Source organism: Emergencia timonensis (genome assembly GCF_900086585.1).
In the GTDB taxonomy this organism is placed as follows: Bacteria; Bacillota; Clostridia; order Peptostreptococcales; family Anaerovoracaceae; genus Senimuribacter; species Senimuribacter timonensis.
In genome coordinates this window covers 897470-918364 of sequence record NZ_FLKM01000009.1, presented here as the reverse complement: position 1 = coordinate 918364, position 20895 = coordinate 897470, and the positions used below count along the sequence as shown (strand labels likewise).

The 20895-nt window shown below is 46.8% G+C and carries 23 protein-coding genes; 1 reads left to right on the top strand and 22 read right to left on the bottom strand.

Annotated features, from left to right (window positions below):
• Nucleotides 1-30 precede the first annotated feature (30 nt).
• The 18 genes from pepT to asrA form a co-directional block, all read right to left on the bottom strand.
• Nucleotides 31-1251, bottom strand: a complete 1221-nt coding sequence (gene pepT / locus BN6539_RS15225; RefSeq protein WP_067540430.1) for a peptidase T — start codon at nucleotides 1249-1251, stop codon at nucleotides 31-33.
• Nucleotides 1223-1402 (bottom strand): hypothetical protein, encoded by a 180-nt coding sequence (locus tag BN6539_RS22785; RefSeq protein ID WP_207645103.1) that lies wholly within the window; start codon nucleotides 1400-1402, stop codon nucleotides 1223-1225. Before BN6539_RS22785 ends, pepT begins: the two co-directional genes overlap by 29 nt.
• Nucleotides 1403-1478: 76 nt before the next feature.
• The gene (locus BN6539_RS15220; protein WP_067540428.1) at nucleotides 1479-1979 is read right to left on the bottom strand and encodes a hypothetical protein; all 501 of its coding nucleotides are present in this window, start codon (nucleotides 1977-1979) and stop codon (nucleotides 1479-1481) included.
• Nucleotides 1980-1981: 2 nt separating this feature from the next.
• Nucleotides 1982-2377, bottom strand: coding sequence for a DUF3830 family protein (locus BN6539_RS15215; RefSeq protein ID WP_067540425.1), 396 nt, complete (start codon nucleotides 2375-2377; stop codon nucleotides 1982-1984).
• Between the two features lie 35 nt (nucleotides 2378-2412).
• Nucleotides 2413-2913, bottom strand: a complete 501-nt coding sequence (locus BN6539_RS15210; RefSeq protein WP_067540422.1) for a hypothetical protein — start codon at nucleotides 2911-2913, stop codon at nucleotides 2413-2415.
• Nucleotides 2914-2915: 2 nt separating this feature from the next.
• On the bottom strand, nucleotides 2916-3311 hold the full coding sequence (locus BN6539_RS15205) for a DUF3830 family protein (RefSeq protein ID WP_067540419.1): 396 nt from the start codon (nucleotides 3309-3311) through the stop codon (nucleotides 2916-2918).
• 16 nt (nucleotides 3312-3327) lie between these two features.
• Nucleotides 3328-3741, bottom strand: coding sequence for a hypothetical protein (locus tag BN6539_RS15200; protein ID WP_067540416.1), 414 nt, complete (start codon nucleotides 3739-3741; stop codon nucleotides 3328-3330).
• Between the two features lie 23 nt (nucleotides 3742-3764).
• Entirely contained in the window at nucleotides 3765-4934 is a 1170-nt protein-coding gene (locus BN6539_RS15195; protein ID WP_067540413.1) for a 4Fe-4S binding protein, read from the bottom strand.
• Between the two features lie 59 nt (nucleotides 4935-4993).
• Nucleotides 4994-5971: an ABC transporter ATP-binding protein gene (locus BN6539_RS15190; protein WP_067540410.1), complete on the bottom strand. Its 978-nt coding sequence runs from the start codon at nucleotides 5969-5971 to the stop codon at nucleotides 4994-4996.
• A 12-nt stretch (nucleotides 5972-5983) separates the two neighbouring features.
• Nucleotides 5984-6964 (bottom strand): ABC transporter ATP-binding protein, encoded by a 981-nt coding sequence (locus tag BN6539_RS15185; RefSeq protein WP_067540408.1) that lies wholly within the window; start codon nucleotides 6962-6964, stop codon nucleotides 5984-5986.
• Nucleotides 6965-6976: 12 nt separating this feature from the next.
• Nucleotides 6977-7849 carry an ABC transporter permease gene (locus BN6539_RS15180; protein WP_227142717.1) on the bottom strand — a complete coding sequence of 291 codons (873 nt, stop codon included), beginning with the start codon at nucleotides 7847-7849 and terminating at the stop codon, nucleotides 6977-6979.
• Nucleotides 7850-7860: 11 nt separating this feature from the next.
• Nucleotides 7861-8817: an ABC transporter permease gene (locus BN6539_RS15175; RefSeq protein ID WP_067540405.1), complete on the bottom strand. Its 957-nt coding sequence runs from the start codon at nucleotides 8815-8817 to the stop codon at nucleotides 7861-7863.
• Between the two features lie 87 nt (nucleotides 8818-8904).
• A complete protein-coding gene (locus tag BN6539_RS15170) occupies nucleotides 8905-10470 on the bottom strand; it encodes an ABC transporter substrate-binding protein (RefSeq protein WP_067540402.1) in 1566 nt (521 codons plus the stop codon).
• Between the two features lie 192 nt (nucleotides 10471-10662).
• On the bottom strand, nucleotides 10663-11676 hold the full coding sequence (locus BN6539_RS15165) for an NAD(P)-dependent oxidoreductase (RefSeq protein ID WP_067540399.1): 1014 nt from the start codon (nucleotides 11674-11676) through the stop codon (nucleotides 10663-10665).
• A 13-nt stretch (nucleotides 11677-11689) separates the two neighbouring features.
• On the bottom strand, nucleotides 11690-12847 hold the full coding sequence (locus BN6539_RS15160) for an iron-containing alcohol dehydrogenase (RefSeq protein WP_067543405.1): 1158 nt from the start codon (nucleotides 12845-12847) through the stop codon (nucleotides 11690-11692).
• 477 nt (nucleotides 12848-13324) lie between these two features.
• Complete coding sequence (gene asrC / locus BN6539_RS15150) at nucleotides 13325-14362, bottom strand: sulfite reductase subunit C (RefSeq protein ID WP_067540393.1); 1038 nt, start codon at nucleotides 14360-14362, stop codon at nucleotides 13325-13327.
• Between the two features lie 16 nt (nucleotides 14363-14378).
• Nucleotides 14379-15170: an anaerobic sulfite reductase subunit AsrB gene (gene asrB / locus BN6539_RS15145; RefSeq protein ID WP_067540390.1), complete on the bottom strand. Its 792-nt coding sequence runs from the start codon at nucleotides 15168-15170 to the stop codon at nucleotides 14379-14381.
• Nucleotides 15163-16200, bottom strand: a complete 1038-nt coding sequence (gene asrA / locus BN6539_RS15140; RefSeq protein ID WP_067540387.1) for an anaerobic sulfite reductase subunit AsrA — start codon at nucleotides 16198-16200, stop codon at nucleotides 15163-15165. Before asrA ends, asrB begins: the two co-directional genes overlap by 8 nt.
• 169 nt (nucleotides 16201-16369) lie before the next feature.
• On the opposite strand from asrA, the gene BN6539_RS15135 reads away from it, so the two are divergent.
• Nucleotides 16370-17260: a LysR family transcriptional regulator gene (locus tag BN6539_RS15135; protein WP_067540384.1), complete on the top strand. Its 891-nt coding sequence runs from the start codon at nucleotides 16370-16372 to the stop codon at nucleotides 17258-17260.
• A 5-nt stretch (nucleotides 17261-17265) separates the two neighbouring features.
• On the opposite strand, the gene BN6539_RS15130 is transcribed toward BN6539_RS15135, so the two are convergent.
• The 4 genes from BN6539_RS15130 to BN6539_RS15115 are packed head-to-tail and all read right to left on the bottom strand — an operon-like array spanning nucleotide 17266 to nucleotide 20795.
• Nucleotides 17266-17793, bottom strand: a complete 528-nt coding sequence (locus BN6539_RS15130) for a GNAT family N-acetyltransferase (RefSeq protein WP_067543402.1) — start codon at nucleotides 17791-17793, stop codon at nucleotides 17266-17268.
• An 11-nt stretch (nucleotides 17794-17804) separates the two neighbouring features.
• Complete coding sequence (locus BN6539_RS15125; protein ID WP_067540381.1) at nucleotides 17805-18620, bottom strand: DUF368 domain-containing protein; 816 nt, start codon at nucleotides 18618-18620, stop codon at nucleotides 17805-17807.
• Nucleotides 18621-18667: 47 nt separating this feature from the next.
• Complete coding sequence (locus BN6539_RS15120; protein WP_330385093.1) at nucleotides 18668-19327, bottom strand: potassium channel family protein; 660 nt, start codon at nucleotides 19325-19327, stop codon at nucleotides 18668-18670.
• A gap of 13 nt (nucleotides 19328-19340) precedes the next feature.
• Nucleotides 19341-20795, bottom strand: a complete 1455-nt coding sequence (locus BN6539_RS15115) for a TrkH family potassium uptake protein (RefSeq protein ID WP_082907553.1) — start codon at nucleotides 20793-20795, stop codon at nucleotides 19341-19343.
• Between the last annotated feature and the right edge of the window lie 100 nt (nucleotides 20796-20895).

Below are 20895 nucleotides of genomic sequence, written 5' to 3'. Positions count from 1 at the left end.
ATTCCTCATCGCAGCGGATTCCTGCATATTCTACATGGACGATTGTTTCTCAGACAATGCGATGAGCACTTCCACCATTTTTTCCATTGACTGAATCGAGATAAACTCATGTACGCCATGTGCATATTTTTCTCCCGCGGACAGATTTGGACACGGCAGTCCCTCATAGGAAAGACGCGCTCCATCTGTGCCGCCCCGCGCGGGTATGATGTTTGGTTCCACATCACATGCGTGGAAAGCTTGTTCTGCTCTTTCGACAATGTGCATGACAGGAAGGATTTTCTCTTTCATATTATAGAACTGATCTTCCATTTCAATGGAAACAGTCCCTTCTCCATACACACCGTTCAGATACGCTGCAAGATTCAGCATGAATTGTTTCATCCGTTCGAATTTCTCTTTGGAGAACTCCCTTACATTCATGGTGATTTTGACGGAAGATTCATTTCCACTGATGTTCGATACATGATAATATCCCTCATAGTTCTCCGTATGTGCCGGTGCCTCTGCAGCCGGAAGCATAGAAATCAGTTCATTGGCGATCAGAATTGCATTTTTCAGTTTGTTCTTTGCCATTCCTGGGTGTACAAAGACGCCGGTTACGACGATGTCCACCTTTACAGCATTGAAGTTCTCATATTCCAGCTCGCCAAGAGGGCCGGCATCAATGGTATAGGCATATGCGGCACCGAATTCTTTGATATTAAAGTATTCTGCACCCTGCCCAACCTCTTCATCTGGGGTAATGCAGACACAGATTTTTCCATGCTTGATCTCAGGATGTTCAATGAGATACTCCATCGCCGTAAAGATCTCAGCGACACCAGCCTTATCATCGGCGCCTAACAGTGTGGTTCCATCGGTCACAATCAGATCCTGACCGATATATTTAGGCAGATAGTCAAAGTAATCTGCACCAGTGACAACGCCGTTTCCCAGTTCGATATCCCCGCCTTCGTAATGTACGATACGAGGCTTGACATTGGCGCCAGTGGTACTCGGCGCAGTATCCATATGGGCAATCAAACCAATTGGTTCCAGGTCCTCACACCCGGTAGAGGCGGGCAGCCAGCCATAGACATAACCGAACTCATCCATCTTTGCACTCTCAAGGCCGATTTCAGCCAGTTCTTTTGCCAGCTCCGCACCGAGAATTTTCTCCTTCATTGCGGTAGGGACTGTTTTGCTGTTTGGATCTGACTGCGTGTCATAGGAAACATATTTAAAAAACCGGTCTACTACTCTGCTCATTTTCTTTCTCCTCTTCTGTATATGATGATACGCTCATAAAATATACGACGCGTTCCAGACCAGCCAGAGGTTGGTCTGGAACGCCAGCATAAATTCTGCCATGCAGCTCGATTCGCATCTCGCTGGGCAGAATGTCATACTTAACCTTCACGTTTGCACGGATGCAAACGTGAAGGTTATATAAATTTAAGGAAGACTTCTAAAGGGTCTCAAGTTCTGCTGTTTCACTACAGATCGCAGACATCCACAGCACCTGCTCTGTGCGGCGGTACAAAGTCCTTTCGAATCTCATTGTAAGCCTTGCTTACCTCACTCCACGGAAATGCCAGATCGATAGCGTAGAACATCATGTTGATAAAACGCTGCACTTTGCGAATCAGATCAGCAAGCTCCTCTAAATCTTTACATCCATTCAAGGCCGCCGCAGATCGGTATAAGACGGACATCACGTCTTCCATCTTGTTGCTGCGGGCGCTGGACGCAACGGTGTTCATCGCAGAACCTGCAACTGCTTTCATGGTTTCTAAGTCAACTTTACCGCCCAGGCAGAGCTGATAGTGCTGATAGAGAATTTCCTGAAGCTGTGACATATCCATGTAGGCATATAGCCACTGCGAAAAGCTGCGTCCCATGTCATCATTGTGTTTCAGCATTCTGCGAACATCCTGAGGTTCAACCATCCAGCCGGCTTCAATTCGTCTCTCCAATTCTTTTGTTATTTCACTCATGATTACACCTCCTCTACTACATCGACGGTTACGGGACAACCAGTTTCTTCCCACATCCCTACGGTTTCCTCGTGGAAAGCCGCCATCTGCTCCGGTGTGAATCTTGCGAAAACATTACCTGCTCCAAGGGGTTTCATGTCTCCATGCCAGCAGCAGATGCACTGCGGCAGATCATAGAACCCGATATCTCCTGGCACGTTCGGAATCGGGTTTTCTCTGAATTTCGGTCCTTCGATCGTCGTTGGACAGAATACCTCGTTATAGACGATTTTTGCATGCACCCAGCGTGTCGTAAATGGACAAGCTTTTTCGACAGCTTCACAGGTGAGCGGAGCTTCCTCCGTCAGCATATCGGCATATAAATCCTTGCCATGGAATGTGAACTTTAGCTTTTTCAAAATAGATCTCCTTTCTTCAACAATTTAAACTCGCACTACTGGTCAGATACATCGACAGCGCCTGCTCTATGAGGCGGGACAAAGTCCTTCATCACTCTGCTGTATTCTTGACACATGGCATCCCAAGGGAATGCCAGGTCGACAGCGTAGAACATCATATTGATGAACCGCTGAACGACACGGATGGTTGCAGCCAGAGATTCCAGACTGTCGCATCCACTGATTGCTGTTATCGAACGATACAGCACGCTGGTGGTATCCTCCATCTTTGTCGCACGGAAATTATTTGCAGCAGGGCCAATGATGCCATTTGCAGCAGCTTTCAAAGTATCCAAATCAGCATTTCCTCCCATAGTGACCCTGTATATCGGATAAAGTGACTCCTGTAACAACCACAAATCCATATAAGCATAAATATGCTGCGCCATATTACGGCCTTCCGCCGCAGAGTGCTTCAGCATTCTGCGCACGTCCTGAGGTTCTGTTAACCAGCCGGCATCGATACGACGTTCCAATTCTTTCGTAAATTCACTCATGACTATTCCTCCTCTACTACATCAACAGTTACGAGACTGCCTGGTTCTTTCCAAAGGCCCGTAGCTTCTGCATGGAATACTTCCATCTGCTCGGGTGTAAATCTTGCAAATACGTTACCGGAACCCAGGGGTTTCATATCTCCGTGCCAGCAGCAAATGGTCTGCGGCGTGTCAAATAAACCAATATCTCCTGGTAAATTTGGAATCGGGTTTTCTCTGAGAACAGGGCCTTCAATCTTTGTCGGACAGAAAATTTCATTTGCTACAATCTTTGCATGCACCCAGCGGGTCGTAAATGGACAGGCTTTTTCGACTGCCTCACAAGTCACGGGAGCCTGATCGGTCAGCATGTTGGCATAAAAATCTTTTCCATGGAATGTAAATTTTAACTTCTTCATAGAGATCCTCCTCCTTTTATTCATCCTCTCTCTTCAGAACAACAGTTTCTCCGCCTTTTTGCCAGATCCGGGTTCCAACTTCTGTCAGTTCCTCCATATCTCCTTTCAAATGGGCAAACAAGTTATGATAACGTTCTCTTGTCGGGGTTTCATCTCCCCAGTAAATACAAACTGCAGACCACTCAGGATCTGGATTAAAGCATAAACAGCCCCTGCAAGGTTTGGTATGCTTGTTTTCTCTTTCTTCCGCTCCGAGCTGCGCGGGGAAATACATTTCTTCCCCAGAAAATCTCCCCTGTAAACAAAGGGCCTGATAGCCATTGTTCTCTTCCATGAATGCCTTAAAAGCGGCAGCTGTCATTGGAGCGTCGTAATCAAGTTCTATTTCAAATCTGCCGCCCTTTTCAAATTCCATAAAATACTTCGCCATCGTTATTCCTCACTTTTCTTCTTTTAGCGTTCGAAACGTTCCATCGTGATTGCTTTGCTCGGACACATGGACCAGCAAACGCCACAGCCATCGCATTTTTCAGAGATATGCGCCTTCTTGCCTTCGATGCTCAGCGCGCTGTACATGCACGAATCCTTGCAGACACCACAGCCGATACACTTATGTTCATTGACCACTGCGCGTATTGGAGGATCATACTCCGTCCATGCAGGATCATCGAGATATTGCAGCGCCTTTCCTCTAAATTCCTCAATGATCTTATATCCGTGATCCGCCATCCACTTGTCGATGCCATCAGAAACTTCTGTAAGCACCTTATAGCCTTTCGCATAGATAGCACCGCAGATTTGAACCGTAGTTGCACCGCATAACATATACTTGATGGCATCTTCCCCTGTCTGAATTCCTGTAACGCCTGATAGAGGAAGGCTGGTTCCCTGCGCAACCTGGGAGAGATAACGCAGGCCCACCGGACGAAGCCAGGAACCTCCCATACCGTGATATCCCAACCATGGGCGTTCATTCTCTGTGTCAATTTCCAACCCGTCAATCGGGAAGGTTCCCAGGGCTGCAATTGCGTCAGCACCAGCCGCTTCCGCTTTTTTTGCCGCAATGGTTGGATCATCGTTGAGAGCCATCATCTTACAGATCACAGGAATTTTCACCTCTGACTTTGGTACGGAAATGAACAACGGGTCTAAGGTAGTTACTTTAGGAACAGCATGCATATTCAGTTCGATGGCATCTGCGCCCATATCTTCCGCCATGCGCGCCAACTTACGCCATTCTTCATAGTCATTGGGTTTTCCACAGATGCTCACAATGATTGGAATATCTACGCCATGAGGACCCTTTAATTCTTCCAGCATACGACCCATCTCATCTGGGGTAGGATATACCTCAGCATTTCTAAAAAATGAAAACTGCCCATCCCTTTTAAACACAGCCGGGTCAAAACCATGTGGGTTATTATAAACCATAAAACGAGGGCGAAGGCAGTTTCCTGCCGGCCTTCCTGTCTCTGGATCTGGGAAAATCATCGACTTCGTTACAACTGCACCTGCACCCGCATCTGCGGCACGCTTGATTGCCTCAACATTGATGGACGGTGTTGCCGACGCGACGATGACAGGATTTCTTAACTGTAAACCTGCATAATTTACTGGAACCATTTTTTCTCCTCCTTGTTATTTCATTTTGATTATTTAAGAGAGCATCCGCTCTTTCTTAACTATTCATAGAATTTTTCCGCACAGTGGCACGCCACCTGATGGCTGCCATGGAGCATTTTCAGTTCTGGACAGACATTTTTACATTCTTCCGTTACATATTTACACCGTGTGTGAAACACGCATCCCGTCGGCGGATTTGCGGGGCTCGGCAGATCACCTTCCAAGATGATGCGCTCACTCCTGCGATGGACATCTGGAACTGGTATGGCAGAAAGCAATGCCCTGCTATAAGGATGTGTCGGATGTTCAAATAACTCTTTCTTATCCGCACATTCCACCATTTTCCCCAGATACATGACGACTACCTTATCGCACAAGTAGCGCACCACGCTCAGATCATGGGAGATAAACATGTAAGAAAAGCTATGCGTTTCCTGTAATCTCCTCATGATATTCAAAACCTGTGATCTGACGGAAACATCGAGAGCAGATACTGGTTCATCTGCAACGATAAACTTTGGATCTAATATAAAGGATCTTGCGATAGCAACTCTCTGTCTCTGTCCGCCTGACATTTCATGAGGGAACTTATCCAAGTGTTCTCTGCCAATGCCCACCTCGTTTAACATCTCTATCACTTTTTCTTTTCTCTCCGCTTTGTCCCCCAGCTTAAATAGTTCCAGGGGCTCTTCCATAGATTGAAAGATCGTTCGCCGCGGGTTCAGTGACGCATAGGGATCCTGAAAGATCATCTGTAACTCTCTGCGATAAGGGCGCATCTTTTTAAATGACATTTTTTCAATATTCTGTCCCTGATACCGAATGGTGCCTGATGTCGCTGGGTACAGATTCAGAATGGTGCGGCCCAATGTAGACTTTCCGCATCCACTCTCTCCAACCAGCCCAATATTTTCTCCCTTTAAAATATCAAGAGAGAATCCATCAACCGCTTTGACACGCTGCTTCTTACCGACCTTTATGCCGTCGCTGTAGAAATACTTTTTTACATCTCTGATTTCTAATAAGGGTTTATCCATATCTCACCTCTCCTAACAATTCCCATCCATCAGCCAGCATCTGACCTGATGTCCGTCAAAATCCTTTAAATCAGGATGTTGTTCGTTGCATCGCATCGTACAATGTGGGCATCTGTTTGAAAACCGGCATCCCCTTGGCATATCCTGCATACTCGGTACCATACCTTTAATGGTGTATAAGATTTTCGTGTCTTCATCCAATCTAGGAATGGATTTTAAAAGCCCCTTCGTATACGGATGCTGCGGATGATCGAAGATTTCTTCGCATGTGCCGTACTCGACGATTTCTCCTGCATACATGACACAGACATAATCCGCTACATCTGCGATGACACCCATATCGTGGGTTATCATCAGAATCGAGGTATCAAAGTCTTCCTTCAGTTTTGCCATCAGTTCCAAAATCTGTGCCTGAATGGTTACATCCAGCGCAGTCGTCGGTTCATCCGCAATTAAAACTTGCGGATTGGTCAGCATTGCCATGGCAATCATGACGCGCTGTCTCATACCGCCGCTGATCTGATGGGGATAAGTCTTCATCTTATTACGTGCATCGCCAATTCCGACTTTACGCAGCATTTCAACACTCATCTCAAAGGCCTGCTTTTTATCTGCAATCTTATGTGTCAGAAGAACCTCACAAAGCTGTGTACCGATGGTGTAAACGGGATTTAAAGAAGTCAATGGATCCTGAAAGATCATGGAAACTTTCGTTCCTCTAATCTTGTACATCTCTTCTTCCGATTTCGATAATAGATCCTCTCCGTCGAGGCAGATCTGTCCCTGGCTGATCTTGCTGTATTGTCTGGGAAGAAGCCTCATGATGGATGTTGCCGTAACACTTTTTCCGCATCCGCTTTCGCCCACGATGCCTAAGGTCGTCCCCTTATCCACGCTGAAACTGACGTCTTTTACTGCGGTAATCGTATGTTTCTTGACTAAAAAATCAACTTGCAGATTTTTCACCTGCAGTATTGGATTTCCTGTACTCATTCGCGCTCCCCCCTATCTCTTCATTTTTGGATCCAATGCGTCGCGCACACCTTCTCCAATTAAATTGATGCAGATGATAGTGACAAACAGCACAATTCCTGCCGGGAGCCAGATCCAAGGCTGTGTTGCCAACACCGTCGCATTCTGCGCAGCATTGATGATATTGCCCCAGGATGCCTGTGGCGGCCTGATGCCTGCACCTAAAAAGCTTAACGATGATTCCATGATAATTGCACCGGAAACTCTGAATGCAATCAAAATCCATACAGGGGACAGCACATTGGGCAAAATGTGCCTGATCAATATGGTAGCATGGCTGGCCCCCATCGACCTGGCAGATTCGACAAAGTCCTTTTCGCAGACGGAAAGGGTCGCACCATAAACAATCTTCGCGGGCTGTATCCATCCCATCACTCCAATCATGATAATCATAGAAAATACAGAAGAACCGAATATGGCAACCAACACCAGAATCATAATCAATCCCGGAAACGACTGAAAGATATCGACGCACCGCATGACGAGAAATTCAACCTTGCCTTTAAAATATCCTGCGCACAGCCCCAATGGAATTCCAATGATAAAGCTGATCAGCGTGGAACACACGCCGACTGCAAGGGAGATGCGTCCACCATAAAGCATACGAGCAAAAATATCTCTGCCGATATCATCCGTTCCCAGCAGATGGACAGATGATGGCGGCTTTGCCAAAGAAGAAGAATCCATAAAATACGGATCTATATCAAATAATACTGGGCCTAGAAATACGATAATCACTTCTATTGCAATGATCATAAAGGCTACCGTTGCCATTTTGTGTTTTACAAACTTCTGAAAAAAGTTTTCTTTCTGAATCAATAATTTAGTATCCTTAATTGTTCTCACCACTTCCTGCATTATTTGCTGCGGCTGATACGAGGATCCAGCACTCCATAGAAAATATCCAATATGATATTACAGCACATAACGACCACACAAATCATCGTGGTAATTCCCATTACTACGCTAAAATCTCTCGCATTAATGGACTGTACCATGAGTGTGCCGATTCCCGGCCATCCAAAGATCTGTTCAATAACGACTGCGCCTCCGACAATATATGGTATGTTCAAACTGATTACCGTCACAATCGGAATTAAGGAATTTCTGAGGGCATGCTTGATAATCACCGCCTTTTCACTTAATCCTTTTGCTCTGGCTGTCTTGACATAATCCTCATTGAGCACTTCCAGCAGGCCGCCTCTGGTCTGTTTTACCAGATCTCCCAGAAGTGTGAACGCTACGACAAAGGCCGGCATCACCAAGTGATAAAGCAGGTCTCCTAGTGACCCTTCCGTACCTGCGGTATACATACCGTACCCAGGGAAGATTCCAAGTTTGGCAGAAAAAATATATAAGACGCACAATCCCAGGAAAAAGCTGGGCATTGCGTTTCCTATGAATGCCAATGTGGAAGAGCAATTGTCCCAAAAGGAGTACGGCTTGAATGCTGCAGCCACACCGAGTGGTATTGCAATCAGAACCGAAAGTACCAATCCGGTTACCATTAAAAAGAGAGAAGGGCCGATTCTGTTTCCAATCATATGCATGACTGGCATCTTTGCGCGGACAGATACGCCCATATCACCCTGGAAAAGATCTAAGAGCCAGTTGGCATATCTGAGAAGCAGGGGCTGATCCAGTCCATATGCATGTATCATAGATTGATACGCTTCTTCTGTCATCTTGTTCTCAGATGCGATCAGATCTACTGCGTTGCCCGGAGCGTAATCAGAAAGAATAAATACTGCAAATGTCAGGATCAAAAACACCGGAATCATCGATAATATCCGTTTAATAATATAGCGCGGCAAAGGCTCACCTCCTTTGACAAGTCTATACACACGAGGGGGGATAATCCCCCTCGCTATATATCCGTCAACTTCAATACTGTTTCTAAACTACTTTACAACCCATTCCCAACACTTATCGTTGTTAGGAACTGTCACGTTGCTGAGTTTCGAAGAGCATACCATATAAATATCCTGATCGACCAGGTTGATGTTCGGGCTCTCCTCATAGAGGACTTTCTGCATCTCCCAAGCCTTTTTGATACGATCGTCTTTGTCTACGCACTGATTAACGGCAACGTGCAGATCATAATACTTCGGATCCTGAACGCGGCAATAAGTAACGCCGTCTGTTACGTAGTCCATCATGAGATAGGTTGGCGAAGCTCCAGTCGTCGACTGCAACAGACACATATCGATAGAACCATCTCTTGCACCTGACATCAAAGTGGTCGCATCACCCGTCTCAATTTCTACATTCACACCAATCTTCTTGAGGCAGTCTTGGATAATGACCGCCATCTTTTCACGGTCAGAGTTGGAAGCTCCCAGAGAAATCGTCTGACTGAAATCAAAGTTGGCTTCTTTCAGCATCTTCTTTGCCTTATCCGGATTGTATTCAACCTTGAGGTCCTTGTTATAGTAAGGGCTGCTTGGCATCAACGCACTGCACACTGGCTCCCCATATCCTTTTAATACAGAATCAACGATTAATTGCTTGTCAATGGCAAGTTCAAATGCGTGACGCACTTCCGGTCCGAATTTTTCATTGTTTAAAACCATCTGGATGTTGATCTTGTTGTCGACCAAATCTGCATGCAGTCCATTCTTGCCATCGAGAGATTCCAATGCCTCCTCTGCAGTGACCGTATTCCAGCCTACATCAAATTCACCTGCTAAGAGTCCGGAAGATAAGGTTTCCTCTGACATAACACGATAGATTAATTTGTCAAACTGTGGACGTCCTAAATAGTAATCGTCGTAAGCTTCAAGAACTACCTCATATCCCGGTTTCTCACTGACGAATTTACAAGGTCCTGATCCGATCGGGTTGTCCCAGAAATCACAGGTTCCGAGTTCGTCTACAGGAATATCCTCCAATAAATGTTTCGGTAATACATAATAATAATAGGAGTACGAACCGAAAAATGCTTCTGGTGTCGTCGGATTCTTCAAGTGCATTTCCAGTGTATAGTCGTCAATTGCTTTGATCTGAATATCTCCAGTTCCGCTTCCGTCAGTTCCTGCAAACTGTGTGAGGAATCCACGGCTGCCGTAACCTTCAAACTCAGGTTTTGCCATCGTCTTGAAGGTCCATTCCCAGTCATGTGCCGTAACGGGTTCTCCATCATGCCATTTGGAATCCTTTCTCAGATGAACGGTAAAAACAGTCTGATCCTTTGAAAGGTCAATAGATTCTGCGGCTCTGTAATAGATGATGTTTTCATTATCAAATCCGCACAGCCTGTCAAAAATCTTTTCATTAGGCATGATACTGAACATGCCGATGAGGTCATATGGCATCAGTCTGTTCCATGCGCCTCCCTGACCGTATACAATGGTTTTTTCGCCTCCTTTGCTTTCTCCTCCGGCATCCTTGTTCCCGCAGGCAGCCATGGTTGTCATGAGCGATAAAATCATGACGATTACGAATACTTGTCTTTTCCACCTTTTCATACTCTAACCTCTTTCCTTTCTTAATCATTTTAGAAATATGTTAATAAAAAACGTGGAAATAACGGAATCAAAGATTCCTATTTCCATATGTCGCCCGCAAGGGGCGACTCTTTGCAAGGTACGTTCTTTGAAACATCGGAAATACGTCCTTTGGACGATATCCCCGATGTTATAAAAAACGGAGCAAAACAATCAGGCTTCGCCATTCTGAAACCATCCTTCTAACCTCGGATTCGACAAAGCCTCCCGGTTCACAACAGATGGCGGCACCCTCCCTTCAGAAATAGCCTTGATCTGCTCCAACGTATGCAGAAACGCTTTTTCATCAGCTTCATGGGTATTCCAAGCCATGTGAGGCGTGATGATGACATTTTGATCTGCTAGTCCAATTAATGGGTGGGATTTTGCCGGCGGTTCTGTCCCCAATACATCCAGAGCAACTCCTGCTAACTTCCCGTTCTTTATGAATGCCATAATATCTTCTTCTACGATAATGCCGCCCCTGGATACATTGATGAGATATGCGCCATTCTTCATCCTTTCCAATGCAGTCTTGTCAATCATGCCCTTTGTTTCCTCTGTCAGTGGGCAATGGATACTAATCACATCGGCCTGTGCATAAAGTTCTTCTATCTCCACTGATGTAACACCCATGGACTTTGCAAGGTCAGTGTTGATGTACTGATCAAAAGCGATCACCTTCATTCCGATCCCCGATGCCATTCGCGCGACTTCTCTGCCAATACGGCCAAACCCAACCAGACCCAGGGTCTTTCCTTTTAACTCTATTCCGCCAGATTGGTACCGTATGAGCCAGTTATTGTCTGCTACACCGTTCACCGCCTTTGGAACACGCCGGACGATAGAGAACATCAGGCTCATTGCAAACTCAGCCACCGCTTCGATACAGAAGTCCGGATTATTTGCAACTGGGATTCCAGCCTTTGTCATCTCTGGTATGTCGACATAATCGGTTCCGATAGAAGTGCAGACGATTGCACGAAGGTTGTCCGCACCTTCAATAAGTTCTTTATTTACAGCAATATCTACATCCGCCTGCAGAATATCACAGTTTTTCATTTTTTTACGAATTTCCGCTACACGAGCCGGGCCTTCTGGTTCATTGACTCCTACCACATTTACGATGTGCCCGTATCTTCTTTGTTCTGCAAGAATATCTCCATACGGTTTAAATAATGTGAGCATTGATCTCTCCTTTCTAGTAGGCTGCTTCCAGAATGTCTTCCACATGCTTTCTGGTAATTTTGACCGGGTTGATGGCCAGCAGACGGTACTTCATCGTATCTTTGATAATCTGCGAGAACATCTCTCTCGTTACACCGACTTCGGAAAGCTTTCTTGGAATGCCGATATCGTTTTCCAAGTTGATGATCGCTTCGACCGCTTTCCTTGCGGCATCCCGCAGAGAAAGACCCTCTGCCTTTTCTCCCAGGCAGGCTGCGATGTTCTTGAATTTCTCCAGATTCCCCACATAATTGATTTCCATGGCATATGGCAGAATCAAAGCGTTGGCAAGTCCGTGTGGAACATGGGCGATACCGCCGATGGACTGGGCAATGCCGTGGACGACGCTGACGCCGCAGTTGAGCAGGGAAGCTCCTGCCAGGAAGCTGGCAACAGTCATATTTCCCCTAGCCTCTATATTGCTGCCATCCGATACCGCAGTCCGCAAATTTTCGCCAATCAGCCTCATAGCCTGCAGCGCATAAGCATCTCCCACCGGATTGGCATTGAGGGTGGTATAGGATTCGATGGCATGGGTCAGTGCGTCCATCCCGGTCGCCGCTGTTACAAATGTTGGCAGCGACGTCTGCAGGCTGGGATCCAGAAGCGCCAGATCCGGGATCAGGTTTTCATGAGTCACCGACAATTTTACCTGATTCTCCGTATCATCGATGACAGAGGCTGCCGTCACCTCGGCGCCAGTCCCTGCCGTCGTCGGAATGCAGATCAACGGGACGCAGGGTTTCGTGACGGTCTTTGTGCCGCCGAAAAGGTAATCTTTGACAGAACCCTCGTGGGTCTGCAGCATGCACACAGCCTTGGCCGTATCGATGGTGCTGCCGCCGCCGATTGCGACACAAAGATTGCAGCCAACCCGGCGCATCACGCTAGAAACTTCGTCAACCACTTTCACCGGAGGTTCAGGCACGATGTCGGTAAACAGCTCATATTCCATCTCTGCCTTCTCAAAACTCTCAAAGACGCCTTGCAAGGTGTCTGTCTCCAGCAAAATCTTATCTGCGATTACAAAAATCTTACTGCCGCCCATCTCCTTGGCGAAGTCTGCAATCTTGCTGCTGATACCTACGCCGTAACGGACTCTGGTTAGCATCCTGAAATAAAAATCTTTCATTTTTAAGCCTATTCCTTTCTGCATAAATTGTTCTCGTTCTATTTATGCAATATTGCAAATATTGTGCCATTATCCTGTTTTCGAGAAGCAGCGGCAAATTGCCTGTTTCCAGGGTATTCAGATTGCACAAATGGGGGTTTTTCCCTTTTTTCTCCCTTTTTTTGATGCAAAAAATAATCATGATTGTCTTGTGCATCATCTGCGCACAAAAAAACTGCTGCACCAACAGAAAAAATCTATTGGTGCAGCAGCTACGCTGTATCGCTAATCTTATTGTCGCCGAAAACAGAATGATTGCACAGTCTTTCACATTATGCCTCCTTTTCTTTTTTGAAACATGCTTCACATATATAACGGCAATGCTCTCAAAAGATTACATCAAACATCAAAATAAAGCAAAACCCGCTGCAGACTTTTCCAAGTCCGTAGCGGTTCCTGCTTTAATTTAAGGTTTATTTAGAAAGGAACAACGTAAATTTATTCTTGCGGGCCGCAAGGTTTGTGCTCTGAGATCGGCATAACGTGCATATTGCCCCTCTGCTCGTTCTCTGCCCAGTAGATATCATCTGCCACTTTAGCTTCTGGATTGAGTTCAACGCCCTCCAGTATATGTTTCATGAACACTTTGTAGCCGGCTCTGTCGATCAGATGGCCGCCGTGGAGGTATTCCGGTTTGTAATCGAGAACCCAGGCGGAGAATTTCTGCCAGTTCCCGAACATGCCAAGGACGACCTCCTCTGTTACCCAGTTCATAAACAGTTTTCCTGCTCTCGGATTCTGCTTGCCGGTACGTCCGCCTAAAGTCACACGGTACAGCTGCTTGGTGCCTCTGCTCCATGCCCCCGTTGGACAGATCAAGGAACACTCGCCGCAGCCGACGCAGCAGCAGGTGTCTTTATCTATTTTGCCGTTGGCGTTCAGTGACAGAACACCCGTCGCGTGATGTTTACAGGCGTCCACACAGGAACCGCAGCCGATGCAGCGATCGATGTCATATTCCTGCTTGTGGATGCCGATGACGCCAAAGTCATTGAAGTTGGCTTTTACGCAGTCGTTGGGACATCCGGCAACTGCCACTTTGATGTGGTAGTGAGATGGAAATACCAGCTTCTCGATTTTTCTCGCTAACTCATAGGTGTTGGCATTGCCTTTGATACAGTGGGCGTTGCCGATACAACTCATGATGTTACGGGCGCCGATGGTAGGATAGCCGTAATCGCCCACTTCCATATCCACGCCGCACATCTCCACGTCTACTTCTTCTATATAATTTTTGATGAACTTGTTGACTTCATCTATGTATTCATATTTGATGCCCGGTATATCCATGTTCTGTCTGGTGCCCATGTGAAAAGTCCCATTGCCCCAGCGCTCACAGATTTCCTGTACCATACTCAGATGTTTTGCCTGAATCAAAGCACCCGGCACACGCAGCATCAGCATAAATTCTCCTGGCACCTTGGACTGCCTAAAGCAGTTGATCCGTACCTTTTTTATATCAATATCATGATTCATTACCACTGCCTCCTCTTTAATCTACCAGATATTTTGCCTTGGTGTAATTGAACACAGGGCCATCCAGACATACGTAAGTCTCGTCAATACGGCAGTGTCCGCACTTGCCTACTGCACAGGACATTTTCCGCTCAAAGGACATCCAGATTTTCTCTTCTGCCGCACCGTTTTTGACAACTGCCAGACCTGTGAATTTCATCATCGGCGGCGGTCCCACGATGACCACTTCGTAATCCTCTCCGAACTGGTCAAAAGGAATTTCTGAAATAAACTCAGAAACAAATCCTACGCGCCAACCCTCTTTCTGATCCTTATCCAAGGTATAAATGGTGTTAAAGTGCTTTGCCCAGCGGTCCAGATCATTTTTAAAGATGATGCCCTCTTCATTCTTAAATCCGCTGATCAACGTCACGCTTTTGACGAAATCCGGCTGATCACAGAACATATTCAGCATGCTCTTCACCGGTGCTAATCCCGTGCCTCCGGTGATGACCACCACGTTTTTACCTTTAAACTGATCTGTCGGCCAGCCTTTGCCGTAAGCGCCCCGCAGAAACAGCGTGTCTCCCGCTTCTTTTCTAAAAATCTCATCGGTCACTTTGCCTACCGAACGAATGGTGAATTCCAGCCAGCCGTCTCCAAAGGAGCTGACGGAAATAGGGGCTTCTCCAATCTTCGGAATGGACAGCTGTAAGAACTGCCCGTGTTCCGGTTTGATATCGGTTTTCACTCTATAGGTATATTCGTGCAGACTCTCCCGGTTGACTGACAGAATCTCGCACGGAATCGGTTTTACAATGTTATTCATCTCTTTGCCCTCCTTTGATTTCGTCGATGGCCTTTGACATCTTGTTCACCGTCGCCGCAATGGAGATAAATTCTGGACAGCGGTCGATGCAGCGTCCGCAGCCGACACACATGTGGTAATCTCCGAAGCGTTCTTTGTAATCATGGAATTTATGGAGGACTTTGTAGCGCATCCGCTCACCAGCCGTATTTCTGAATCCCATGCCGCCTGCCATGTCCGCAAATCCAGCTACCTGGCAGGATGCCGTCGTCCGTTTCCGTTCGCCGACGTTGGCGTTTTCGTTGTACAAAATATCCGTAGTCGTAAAGCAGGTGCAGGTACTGCACGCTACCGTACAGGCTCCGCAGGAAACACAGCGTTTGTCGAATTCTTTCCACATCGGATGTTCCTTCAGCTTTGTCAGGACTTCCTTGTCAGGAATATCTGGAATTTTCACTGTCATCTGGTTTTCTTTTATGTATTCCGGTTTAAATTCTGTTTCTTTGCTGCCGTCGAAATAAGGAGCCAGATCTTCGTCGGTCACGTCCATCAACACGTCATTTTCTTCGAAGCGAATTGCCGCGCTGTAGTCTTCTGCCTGATTGGTTCCCATGCTGACGCAGAAGCAGGTGTCCCAGCCGCTGACGCATTCCATCATGACGATTTTGACTCTATCCTTCATGCGCTGATAGTATAGATCGGCAAAACCGCCGTTTTCCAGGTAAATCTTTTCCTGATGGTGCAGTGCGTGGATGTCGCAGGGGCGCATGAAAACCAGCAATTTTTTGCGTCCTGCCTTACTCTCGATAAATTCATCCTCTGTGAAATAAAACAATGACTGTGTGATGGGGCTTAATACCTCCTTGGCAGGTAAATCGGATTTTTCTTTGTATTCGATTTCCCCCATCTTACAGACTTTGTCGTAACGGATCAAATCCGTCTGTGAATATCTGCCTTTTCCAGCAAAACGCTTCGGCGCCCAAATCTCGTAGGCTTCGCCCAGTTTTTCAAAAATCTGGTCCGCCTGATCAAAGCTTATACGGTATCCCATGACCATTCTCCTCCTTCTCTTTTACCTTCTATGTATATTTACTATAGCAGGAAAGAATGATAAAAGGAAATGATAATATATTATGCTATAATAAAATTTGCTTATTTATTCGTCGATTGATCTGTGTTATGATAGAAAAAACTGGAGATTTATAAAGAGGTGACAGATTATGATAGATTTTAGAATCGACACGTTCCTGGCGGTCTGCCAGTATATGAATTATACCAAAGCCGCCGAGGCCCTGAGCATTACCCAGCCGGCCGTCACACAGCACATTCATTACCTAGAAGAGCATTTCGGGGTCAAACTGTTCCAATTTCAAGGTAAGCGTCCTGTTTTGACCGAGGCCGGACAACTGCTGCGAGACGCAGCAACAACCCTGAAGCATGATGAAATCTATCTGAGAGAAAAACTGTTGGACACCACCAAGAGAGGCAAGCTCCTAGCCCTGGGAGCGACAAAGACAGTGGGCGCCTATCTGCTGCCCCAGGCTTTAGCAGGTTTTCTGTCCCGCAATCCAGAAGCAGACGTACATATCACCATGGACAATACAAAAATCTTGCTCGATGAACTGGATCAAGGAAAGATTGACTGTGCCCTGGTGGAAGGTTCCTTCGAAAAAGATCAGTACGATTTTCTCATCTATTCCGTAGAATCCTTCGTGGCAGTCTCTAAGTCAGATTACCCTTTTAAAGGCAAGGTCAATACGGTTGAGGATCTTTTAGATGAAAGGCTGATTGTCCGCGAGGCGGGTTCCGGAACTCGCAACATTTTGGAGAGTTACTTGAAGAGGCACAATCTGGTGGTAGCGGACTTCGCTCATGTGACAGAGATGAATAACGTAACCGCTATCAAGGAGTTGGTCAAGCAAGGCGCCGGTATCACCTTCCTCTATGGATTTGCCGTACAGGAAGAGCTGAAGCAAGGTACGCTCAAGACCATACCTCTTGCCCATTTCTCCATCTCCCACAACATCACCTTCTTGTGGCGCCGGGGCAGTATTTTCCGCGCCTATTATGAGCAGCTGTTCGAGGCGCTGGGTGGAAAACCTCATAAATAGAAATTTTAGATCAGCTTTTCGTAAAGATGAAAGGAGTCTAAACCATATTCGCGCAAACCCAAATCGACGGATTCAATATATTTGAATCCGTTTTTTTTATAGAGATGTATGGCAGGTAAATTATGCTCGTATACATCCAGGCGAAGCGCCTTTGTTTCCGTCTGCAAGCCATATTCTACAGCAAAGTCCAGCAGCTCCTGGCCGATTCCCTTTGACAGCCAATCTGGATGTACGACAAAGGTGTACACCACCAGCACCGCTTCCCCCTCGAGCTGCAGCTGCCAGCGGGCTTTTTGATAGATCGGTTCCATGCCGCGCCGCAAAATAATCGAACCGATAATGAGATCGTCGCATACCGCCACGTAGAGACAGCCTTCCGCTATGCCCTGGGCAGCAGTTCCACGAACCGGGTAAATCCCCTTGAGCCATCCTGGATAATTGACCCCGGCAGCCAAATGATCGTTTAAGGCATCGTAAAGCACCTCCAATTCATCAATATCTTTTTCCGTGGCAATGCGAATCACAAAGTTCATTTGGTCTCCTTTCATGCCTTCATCTCTTGCCGCGATAGCAGACGAACCAAGCAAAATCCTGCCGCCAGCAGTCCCAGGCACAGAAGCAGCGTCGACCCTGCCGGAACCCCCGGAAATACTTCCACGATAGAACCTGCTACAAATCCAAAGATTATCAGATAGGTGGTCTGAGGATAACGTTTCATCGCCCGTTCTAAGGCTTTTGTAGTGAGAACGATGCCTATGAGCAGTCCAACGGCCAAAGGCATCAGAATAGGCAGGTCAAAGTCACTGATTGCTTTCATCGTAACATCGTACTGGCCCATGAGCAGAAGCAGGTAAGAGACGCTGATTCCAGGCAGTACCAGCCCCACTGCTGCAATGAAACCGACTGCTGCCAAGAACAGGATCTGCACGAAGCCACGATCTGCCTCAGCTTGAAAAGTCCCCATAGGCAGTTTTGTAAAGAGCAGAATTGCCAGCAGCCCCAGGATCGTGTAAAGCGGCACCTTCCAGGAAAATCGCTCGATCCGTGCCTGTTTCAAGATAACCGGAATCCCTCCGGCTACAGCGCCGAGGAAAAAGTACAGTGTAGGCATGGGATACGCCTCTATCAATGCCAGCAGTGGGTTCGCAAAGAGCAGCATGCCCGCGAGGCCGCCTGCGGAAAACAAGGCCAGAAAGAAAAGGCTTTGCCGCTTGTGTTTCATAAATGAACTGACCGATGTTACCAGCCTGTCATAGATACCGAGAATCATGGCCATAGTACCGCCGCTGACGCCCGGTACCAGCATCGTTCCTCCTACAATCAACCCCTTGGCCACCGTCAACACAACATGATTTCTCATTCCAATTCCCCTCTCTTTTTACATTTATATGTGTTTTCCTCATACCTTCATTCCAAATTACGTTCAAATTCCCATATACGTTCAGTTTTTCCAATTACCACGATAATATCACCTACGTTGAAGCGATGTTGCGGCGATACAGCGATATCAGTGGCATCTTCCCGCTTTATGGCGATGATGTTCAGACCATAACGCTGTCTCAGGTTCATTTCCTCCACACTGCTCCCTGCTGCAGATGCCGGCAAAGGTATCTGTTTAATTTCCACTTCGTTATCCAGGGAGATGGAGTCCAGAAAGTTTTGCGATAACAATCTCTTCCCAAGACGCAGTGCCATATCTCGCTCTGGGTAAACCACATCTGCACCAATTTTCTCAAGTACGGTTCCCTGATCACTGCTGATCGCCTTTGCTATTACATGAGGCACTCCCAGGCTGACGACGTGAAGCGTAGTGAGGATGCTGGTATCGATGTTTTCCCCGATGCAGACGATGACCGTATCGCAGTTTTGCATGCCGATTTCTTCCAGCGTCTCCTTATTGAGATGGTCGGCCACAAAAGCATGTTCTGTAAACTGGCGCATCTCCCGAACCTTATCCTCGTTGCAGTCCACTACGATGACTTCCTTCCCTGCTTTTGCCAGGCTCTGTGCCAAGGCAGTACCGAAACGGCCTAAGCCGATGACACCAAAAGATTCTATACTTTTCATTCTCATTTCTCCTTTAACCTATCGTAATTGATTCTTCTGTATAACGAACTGTGGGTTCCGACCGGTTCACCCACATAGAAGCCAGCGTAAACGCCCCCAGCCGGCCGATAAACATGATTAACACCATCGCAATTTTGCTGACTGCTCCCAGATCCGGCGTGATTCCTGTGGACAGGCCCACCGTGCCAAAGGCCGATGTCACCTCAAATAACAGCTGAATGAATGAAAACTCCGGCTCCAGTATGCAAAGCAGAAAAGTTCCGCAGCACACCACCAGCAGGGATAGAAAAGTAATGATATAGGCTTTTGAAATCCCTGTCTGTGAAATACTGCGCCTGAATGCACAGAAATGAGTTTTTGTCACCAGGCTCTTCACGGACTGCAGCAGGACAAAAAAAGTGCTGGTCTTAATGCCTCCTCCTGTCGACCCTGGTGAAGCGCCTATAAACATCAAGAGAATGAATGTAAAAAGTCCGCCGTTAGAAAATTCCCCTATCGTATATGTAGAAAATCCTGCAGTTCTAGCTGACACGCTGTGAAAGAAAGCGCCCAGCCAGGTGATGTCTTCCGTCACTTTCAGGAGTATCGTACCGATTAACAGCAAGGCTGCGCTGGTCGTAATGACGACCTTCGAGTGGAGGCACAGCTTCCGAAAAGACCTGTTTTTTATAATGTCAAGGATGACCAGGAACCCTAGTCCGCCAAAGAGGATGAGACCACAGGTGGTCAGATTCAGTAATACGTTGGATTGATATGGTATCAGATTCTGCATGCCGCCCAAGATGTCAAAGCCTGAGTTGTTGAAAGCAGCAATGGAGTGAAATACGCTGATTGCCAATGCCTTTAACGGCGGAAAATCCTGCACGAAAACGATAAAGCTCAGCATCGCGCCTGCCAGTTCAAAACACAAGGTCGTGAGCAGGACCACTTTGACCAGCCGAATAATCCCCTTAGAACTGTCGATGTTGAGTGCTTCTTTTACAATCAGCCGCCCCTTTATGCTTACGCGCTTTCCTGCCGCCAGTATGAAACCGACGCCTACAGAAGTCACGCCTAATCCGCCAATCTGAATCAACAGCGCCACGACAGTCTGACCAAAAGCGGTAAAATGGTCGGCTGTATCAATGGCAATGAGACCAGTTACACAGACTGCGCTGGTAGAGGTAAACAGTGCGTCTACGAAGCCGACCTCCATGTCTGATTTTATGGATACCGGCAAAAGGAGCAAGAAGGTGCCCAACAGGATTACCGCGGCAAAACCTAAGGCAATCAGCCGCCCAGGAGGCAGCCCCTTTAAGAATTGAAAAAAGCCCTTTACCAATCCATGGTCTGCCCCTGGCCCTATGGCCTTTTTTCCACAGAAAAAGCACGTCTTGGGCGCAAAAAACCGCAAAACGTGCGTAATATGAAATCTATCCGTTTTTCGAAAGTATGTACTTCGGGCAGCGTCGTCGGCGGCGTTGTCCATAATCCTATATTCCTCCTCGTTCACTTATGAGATATTTTGGATTATTATAATTGATAGCCGTTAAATTAACAAGGGGTTCCCTTCAGATTTTACATAATTT